Below are 1,390 nucleotides of genomic sequence, written 5' to 3' on the forward strand. Positions count from 1 at the left end.
GCGCCCCGCCGGTCCGGGAGTGGTCGCCGAACATGTGATGGCGGTGATGGGCATCCGGGAGGACTCCGGCGCCGCGGCCTTCGCGGCCGAGTCCGCGGGCGGCTCCGTGTCACGGCTGGTCCGGACGCTGGCCTCGCGCCGGCTGCTGCTGGTCCTGGACAACTGTGAGCATGTGGTCGACGCGGTGGCCGAGTTGGTGATCTCGCTGCTCCAAGCAGCGCCGTACGTCAAACTGATGACGACCAGTCAGGAGCGACTCCGGATACCGGGCGAGACGATCTGGCCGGTGCCGCCGCTCAGTCTGCCGCTGCCGGACAGCGACACGGCCGCGCTGCAACGCTCCAGCGCCGTCCAGTTGTTCGCGGCGCGAGCCAGGTCGGTGGACCCGGGTTTTGTCCTCGACGCCGTCACCACGCCCAAGGTCACGGACATCTGCCGCCGGCTGGACGGGCTGCCGCTGGCGCTGGAGCTGGCGGCCACTCGCGTACGGACTCTCGGCGTCCAGGAGCTGCTGAACCGGCTCGACGACCGTTTCCGGATACTGAACAGCGGATACCGAGGCGCTCCGCAGCGTCAGCAGACGCTCCAGGCGACCATCGACTGGAGCTGGAGCTTACTCAGCCCGCAGGAGCAGACGCTTCTGCGCGGACTCGCCGTGCACGCCGAGGGCTGCACGCTGGAGGCCGTCGAGGAACTGTGCGCGGGCACCGGAATACGCGGCGACGAGGTGCTGGACATACTGGCCCGGCTGGTGGACCGCTCGCTGGTGATCAGAGTGGAATGCCCGTCCCTGCCGCGCTACCGGCTGCTCGAATCCGTCGCGGCCTACGCCCAGCGCAAGACACACGAGTTGGGCGAGACCGCGGAACTGGCCCGCCGCCATCTGCGGTACTACGCCGAACTGGCCGAGCGAGCCCGGCCGCATCTGCACGGCCGCGACCAGCGCCGCTGGTTGCAACTCCTGGACGCCGAGTCCGCCAACTTCCAGCGGGCCCTGGACGAGGCGCGCCGTACCGGCTCGGCGCAGTGGGCGCTGCGGCTGGCCAATGCCCTGACCTGGTACTGGTTTCTGCGCGGCCGGCTCGGTGAGGGCTGCCGGGCGCTGGCGACCGCGCTCGCCACCGAGGGACAGGCACCGGCGGCCGAGCGGGCCGAGGCGAGGACGTGGCACACCGGGCTCGGCATGCTGCTGGGCGAGAGCGGCGCGGAGGCCGGCGCCGAGCAGGACGGGGACCGGCCGGAGCGGACGGTGGGCCGGGCCAGGGCGGAGTGGTTCCTCGGGTTCGCGGAGTGGAGTCTGGGCGCGCTGACGGCCGGCGAGCAGCGGATGAACGGCGCCCTGGCCGACTTCCGGGCCCTGCGCGACGCCTGGGGTGTGGCGGGGGGGGGG

General features: G+C 72.3%; 1 pseudogene. It reads left to right on the plus strand.

Annotated elements, in window-relative coordinates:
- Positions 1-19: 19 nt before the first annotated feature.
- A pseudogene (locus GA0115259_RS36800) lies at positions 20-1,390 on the plus strand (AfsR/SARP family transcriptional regulator); the annotation flags it as partial.

Source organism: Streptomyces sp. MnatMP-M17 (assembly GCF_900091995.1).
GTDB lineage: Bacteria > Actinomycetota > Actinomycetes > Streptomycetales > Streptomycetaceae > Streptomyces.